The sequence below is a fragment of the Kitasatospora sp. NPDC001159 genome, assembly GCF_053598235.1.
In genome coordinates this window covers 1-5,101 of record NZ_JBSFJV010000207.1, presented here as the reverse complement: position 1 = coordinate 5,101, position 5,101 = coordinate 1, and the positions used below count along the sequence as shown (strand labels likewise).

Here is a 5,101-nt window from a genome sequence, read left to right as displayed (position 1 = left end):
GCCACCGGCACCCCGGACGCCTGCCGGTCGGCAACCCGCCCTGCGACGGCGTCGAACTGCACGACAGCGCCCTCGCCGACGCCCTGGCCGCCGACGCCTCCCGACTCCCCGGCGTCCACAAAGCGCACGTGAACCTGACCGGTCACCCTGACCACCCACACGCGACCTTCGATCTCACCCTCGATCCGGACGCCCACCCCCGGGACATCCTCCCCGCCCTGGAAGGCACCCTGCACCGCGCCCGCCGGAGCACCGGATGGGAGCAACTCCCCGCCCGGGCCACGCTGCGCGTCGCCTCCCACCGTCCCCACCGCGCCGAATGACCCGCGATGACCAGGTCACGGCAACACCGAGCAGGCCGGAGCGAGAGCGTCCCGTCGAAGTTCGTCACGACGCTCAGACACCCCGGCACCTGCCCGCCCCGGCCGCCTCACCACCCCGCTGCGCCCGCGGCACGCAGACAGCGGACCACCCGCGCGCGGCGGGGCGGTGAACGGCTCCCCGGGCCCGTGGGCAGCCTCCCAGCCGCGCCGTACGGTAGTCCTGAGGGCGTCCTCCGGCACCGAGCACTCCACTCCGCCTGACCGACCCAACCCCGGCAAGGCGGCCCGCCGGGTGGGCGCCGGTGCCGACGACGCGGGGGCACGTCGGCGGGCTTGGTCCGGCACATGGAGGTGCCGCGTATGGCCATCAGGAGCGGCTACCGCAGGGGCCAGGTCGCAGGGGCCGCGCCTGGCCGACAGCCATGCCATGAGTGTCGTGGCCAGGGTCGGGCTCTGCGCACGGGGAGCGATCAACGTACTGGTGGGGGTCCTGGCCGTGCGGATCGGGCTCGGCGCAGGGAGCGCTACCGAGGCTGACAGGTCCCGGCGCGGTACGGACCATCGGCGAGCAGCCGTTCGGCCGCGTGCTGCTGTGGGCGCTGGTGGTGGGGCTGGCGGCGATGGCGCTGTGGCGGCTGTCCGAGGCCGCGTTCGGATCATCGGTGCCGGGCGGTGACAAGTGGACCAGGCGCCTGGGCTCGCTGGCGCTGACGGTGTTCTACGCGGTGATCTCCGTCGGCGTGGCGCAGACCGTCCTGGTCGGCGGCTCCTCCGGGGCCGGTCCGGCAACGAGACGTCCAAGGAGTGCACCGCAAGGGTGCTGGACTGGCCGGGTGGGCGGCTCCTGGTCGGCGTGGTCGGAGCCGTCCTGGTCATCGTGGGCGTGGTGATGGCGGTGCGCGCGGTGATGCGGAAGTTCGAGGAGGATCTCCAGACGGGTGACATGAGCCCGCGAACGCGGCGGGTCGTCGCGCTGCTGGGCATCGTCGGCGGTGTGGCGTGCGGCGCCGCCGCGGCGGTGGCCGGGCTGTTCATCGCTGCTGGCCGCGGTGAAGTTCGACCCCAGCAAGGCCAAGGGCCTGGACGAGACGCTGCGCTCGTTCGCGGACACACCCGCCGGGCCTGTGCTGCTGATCGCCGCAGCGATCGGCTTCCTGCTGTTCGGCCTCCACTCCTTCTGCGAAGCCCGCTGGCACAAGAGCGCTCAACAATCAGACCCGCCCGCGCGATAACAGCAGGCGTGCCGACAGAGCAACCGACCCCGTTCCGGGCACCGGAGTACACACCCGGGGCCCGCCCGAGCACCTCCGACAGCACGCCGACCCACAACCCCTCGAAAGTGGCCCAGACCCCGCCCGCCACCGCAGCCGGCCGGCCCACCGAAGCCCGACCGGCCGCTCGCCGCGCCGTTGACACAGCGACGGCATCGACCGTGGTACTCAACCCCCATGCCGATGAAGCCACCCGACCCCGAGGGCCATCCGTCCCTGCTCGGGCGGCTGCGCCGCAGGGCCGGCCGTTCGCCGGCCGGGCGCGGATGGAGGCGGGGCAGCGTCCTCGAGCTGTGGCAGCGCTCGCTGGGCTTCGCGGCGCTCGGCTTCCTCACCCTCGTGCCGCTGCTGATCGTCATCTCGGCGGCCGACCCGGCGAACGGGCAGGGCTTCGCACAATGGCTGGGCGAAGGACTCGGCGTGTCGGCGCCCTCCAGGAGCAAGGTCGAGCAGCTGATCGCCCTGCCCGGCCAGACACTGCGCCACCACGACGGCGTTCAGCCTCGCCGCCCTCGCCGTCTTCGGCCTGTCCTTCGGAGCGGCGGTGCAGACCACCTACGAGAAGATCTGGGTGGTCGCAGCGGTTGCTGCTCGGCGGAAGGGTCCGCTGGAGAGCCTTGCTGCCCGGTTCCGTGGCCACGACCGTCGGGCTGCTCGGCCTGAGGGTCTTCTCCCGGCTCGTCTTCTCGCCGCTGATCGCCACCAACACCCTCGCCTACGGACCGATCGGCACCGTCCTGGTCCCCCAGTCCTGGCTGGTCGGCGTCGGCGCCGTCGTGTACGGCGGCGCACTGGCCGGCCGGCTGCTCCACGACGAATATCCCCGCGTGGCAGGTGCACTGAAACGACGAAGGTGAGGCCGGGGCCGTCCCAGAGAGCACACCACCCCACCGAGAGTCCGGTCCGTCAGGCCACGGCCTAGCGGACCGAACGCAGGAGAACGCCGCCCACCGGCACCAGGCCGTGGCCACACGCAGGCCCGGCGGCGGTGAGCGCGGGCAGGCCGGCGAGCGGTGGGAGCAGGCCCGGCACGGGTGGGACGGCGGGATATCAACCGTGTGAAAACGCCCGGCGCCGGGTCCTACAGCTCCGTCCATCCGCAGGCATGCCCGCCCCGGGCACCGAGCGAGTGCCAGACCGGCCCGGACGGTCCGCGCTGCACCAGGTCCTCGATCCGGGTGACGCCGGTCGGGACGGCGGCCAGCATCTCGGCGACGGCCGGGTTCTCCTCGGCGGCCAGCCGCAGGTCCGCTACCGCGCCGCGTACCCCGGCGGCCGCGTGCCGACCAGGACCACCAGCAGCCGGGGGAAGGAGCGCCAGCGCCGCTCCCACGCCCGAGTCGTCCCGTCCTCGCCCGCCTGCCCGTCCCGGACCGTCTGCGGTGCCACGGGCGCAGGGTGTTCCACTGCCGCCTCCCTGCGCGGTGTCGCTGGGTACTTTCGGGCGCGCGGCGGCGGCTCGGGGGGTTGCCGCCGCCGCGCAGCGGGAGACTACCTCACACACAGGCACGGCAAAATCTATGCTCGCCGGAGTAGACATTGCTTGCGGGCGGGTCTAACGTTTCTCTCGTAGACAGCAGTCGGCGATACTGGCCAGACACGAACTGGCCGGGGTTGTTGGACAGAAGTTCGCAGTTCGGTCCGGCAGTGGAGTTCCGAAGCCAGGCAGGTGCAGGACGGCAACGGGGCTGGCTGCCGGACCGGGCGGCCCGCAGGTATCAGGGGCCGCCACCAGCGGTATCAAGTAGTACGCAGTTCAGTGAGTGCAGTACCGGCAGTCGCGAGACATGCAGGACCTCGGCAAAGGCGCCCAGACTGCGGGCGCGCGTGCTGAGGGGTCCGGGCAGTGAGGTTCCAGGCCACCGCAGACGCGGGGCGGCCGGCGGGGCTGGGTCGCCGGATCGGGTGGGCCGTTACGGCCACCGACCAGCACGTGCAGTACCAGCAGTACGAAAGTGGCAGTTCAGTACAACGGATGAACGGAGGGCGCAAGCGCCATCAGGATCGCCCGGCCCGTGAACACTCGCCCGGGCGGACACCGCAGACCCCTACGCAAGGACGGTGGTTTCCGGTCACGCATACGCGATCCCCGCACCCCCCCCGGGGCAGTGCGGAAGTAACAGGACCGGCCCAGGCCGGTAGATGGTGTTGTTCCCCTTCGGGGCCCCGGAGCCGACACGGCCCCGGGGCCCCTCGACGCGTTCTCCCCGAGAACCAGAGAGGTGCAGTGACTACAACGGCCAGCCCCGACACACCCGACAAACTCGACGACGACGACTACCCCGCCTACACCATGGGCCGCGCCGCCGAGATGACCGGCACCACCCCCGGCTTCCTGCGAGCCCTCGGCGAACACCGCCTCATCACCCCACTACGCTCCGAAGGCGGCCACCGCCGCTACTCCCGCTACCAACTGCGCATCGCCATGCGCGCCCGCGACCTCGTCGACCAGGGCACCCCCATCGAAGCCGCCTGCCGCATCGTCATCCTCGAAGACCAACTCGAAGAAGCCCTGCGCCTCAACGAACAACTCCGCCGCTCCCAACACCGCCAGGAGCCCCCCGCGGACACCTGACCCGCCCGCCAGGCCGACGAGACCGGCCTGCGGTGAGCGGCAGGTGCTCACCGCAGGCCGCCCGCGAGCGAGAAGCCTCGGCCACCGATCGCCGGCCGGCGTTCCCCACCTGTACGGCCGACATCGGCGCCGACCGGCCCCGGGCCGCCCGGTGCGGCGGCTCTGCGTCCTGGTGGAGTCACACCCAGCGGCACTGCCCTCATCGCGCCGGCGGGGGTGCCTGTCGGGGCGTAGGACCGTGACGATGTGGCTTTGTTCACGAGAACCGACAGCACCTGTACACGAGTTTGGGCAGCACTCGAAGCTCTGCAGACATCGAACAGTTCATGGCTTCGGGCAGCGCGGCCCCCTGCCGAGAGTCTGGCAGGGGGCCCGTGGTGTAGAGAGCCGAGGAGAGCCGGGACCTGCCCTCGACGAGGAGGAGCATTCTGGCCAACACGGCTTACCGTCTGCTGGTGGCCTGACGGCCCGGCGTCATTTCAGGTGTCGGGTGAAGAACTGGGCTGCGGCGTCCCCCGCGAACTGCGGGACGCCGGTGTGCCCGCCCATGTTGGCGTGCAGGGTCTTCTCCTTGGAGCCGAAGGCGTCGAACAGGTCCAGGGCCGCCTGTCGGTCGTTCCCTTGGTCGTCCCACTGCAGCAGGACGTGCAGCGGAATGGTGACCTGGCGGGCCTCCTCGAACATGGCGCGAGGCACGAAACTCCCGGCGAACAGAACGGCGGCAGAGATGCGCGGCTCGACCACCGCCAGCCGGGTGCCGATGGAGATCACTCCTCCCGAGTACCCGACCGGGCCGCCGATCTCGGGCAGCGAAAGGAGGGCATCCAGGGCGGCCTGCCATTCCGGGACCGCCTTGTCGACCAGGGGGAGGATGAGGGCGTCGACGATCTCGTCGCTGACCGGCTCGCCGGCCTCCATCGCCCGGCGCAGGT

General features: G+C 71.8%; 3 protein-coding genes and 5 pseudogenes. 6 read left to right on the top strand and 2 right to left on the bottom strand.

Annotation, left to right across the window (positions count from 1 at the left end; all coding sequences use genetic code 11):
• The 5 genes and pseudogenes from ACWC9T_RS40695 to ACWC9T_RS40675 all read left to right on the top strand — a co-directional run.
• Nucleotides 1-323, top strand: a pseudogene (locus tag ACWC9T_RS40695) (alkaline shock response membrane anchor protein AmaP); the annotation flags it as partial.
• 431 nt (nucleotides 324-754) lie between these two features.
• A pseudogene (locus ACWC9T_RS40690) lies at nucleotides 755-925 on the top strand (hypothetical protein); the annotation flags it as partial.
• Nucleotides 926-1,002: 77 nt separating this feature from the next.
• A pseudogene (locus ACWC9T_RS40685) lies at nucleotides 1,003-1,176 on the top strand (hypothetical protein); the annotation flags it as partial.
• Between the two features lie 196 nt (nucleotides 1,177-1,372).
• A complete protein-coding gene (locus tag ACWC9T_RS40680) occupies nucleotides 1,373-1,555 on the top strand; it encodes a DUF1206 domain-containing protein (protein ID WP_449826062.1) in 183 nt (60 codons plus the stop codon).
• A gap of 216 nt (nucleotides 1,556-1,771) precedes the next feature.
• A pseudogene (locus ACWC9T_RS40675) lies at nucleotides 1,772-2,451 on the top strand (ribonuclease BN).
• Between the two features lie 224 nt (nucleotides 2,452-2,675).
• Here the strand turns inward: ACWC9T_RS40675 and ACWC9T_RS40670 are convergent.
• Nucleotides 2,676-2,927: a hypothetical protein gene (locus ACWC9T_RS40670; protein ID WP_449826061.1), complete on the bottom strand. Its 252-nt coding sequence runs from the start codon at nucleotides 2,925-2,927 to the stop codon at nucleotides 2,676-2,678.
• A 960-nt stretch (nucleotides 2,928-3,887) separates the two neighbouring features.
• Here ACWC9T_RS40670 and ACWC9T_RS40665 point away from each other — a divergent pair.
• Nucleotides 3,888-4,169 (top strand): helix-turn-helix domain-containing protein, encoded by a 282-nt coding sequence (locus tag ACWC9T_RS40665; RefSeq protein WP_449826063.1) that lies wholly within the window; start codon nucleotides 3,888-3,890, stop codon nucleotides 4,167-4,169.
• Nucleotides 4,170-4,643: 474 nt separating this feature from the next.
• On the opposite strand, the pseudogene ACWC9T_RS40660 reads toward ACWC9T_RS40665, so the two are convergent.
• A pseudogene (locus ACWC9T_RS40660) lies at nucleotides 4,644-5,101 on the bottom strand (alpha/beta hydrolase); the annotation flags it as partial.

Coding starts and splice junctions, on each gene's coding strand:
- ACWC9T_RS40665 (WP_449826063.1), top strand. CDS start 3,888: ATGGGCCGCGCCGCCGAGATGACCGGCACCACCCCCGGCTTCCTGCGA.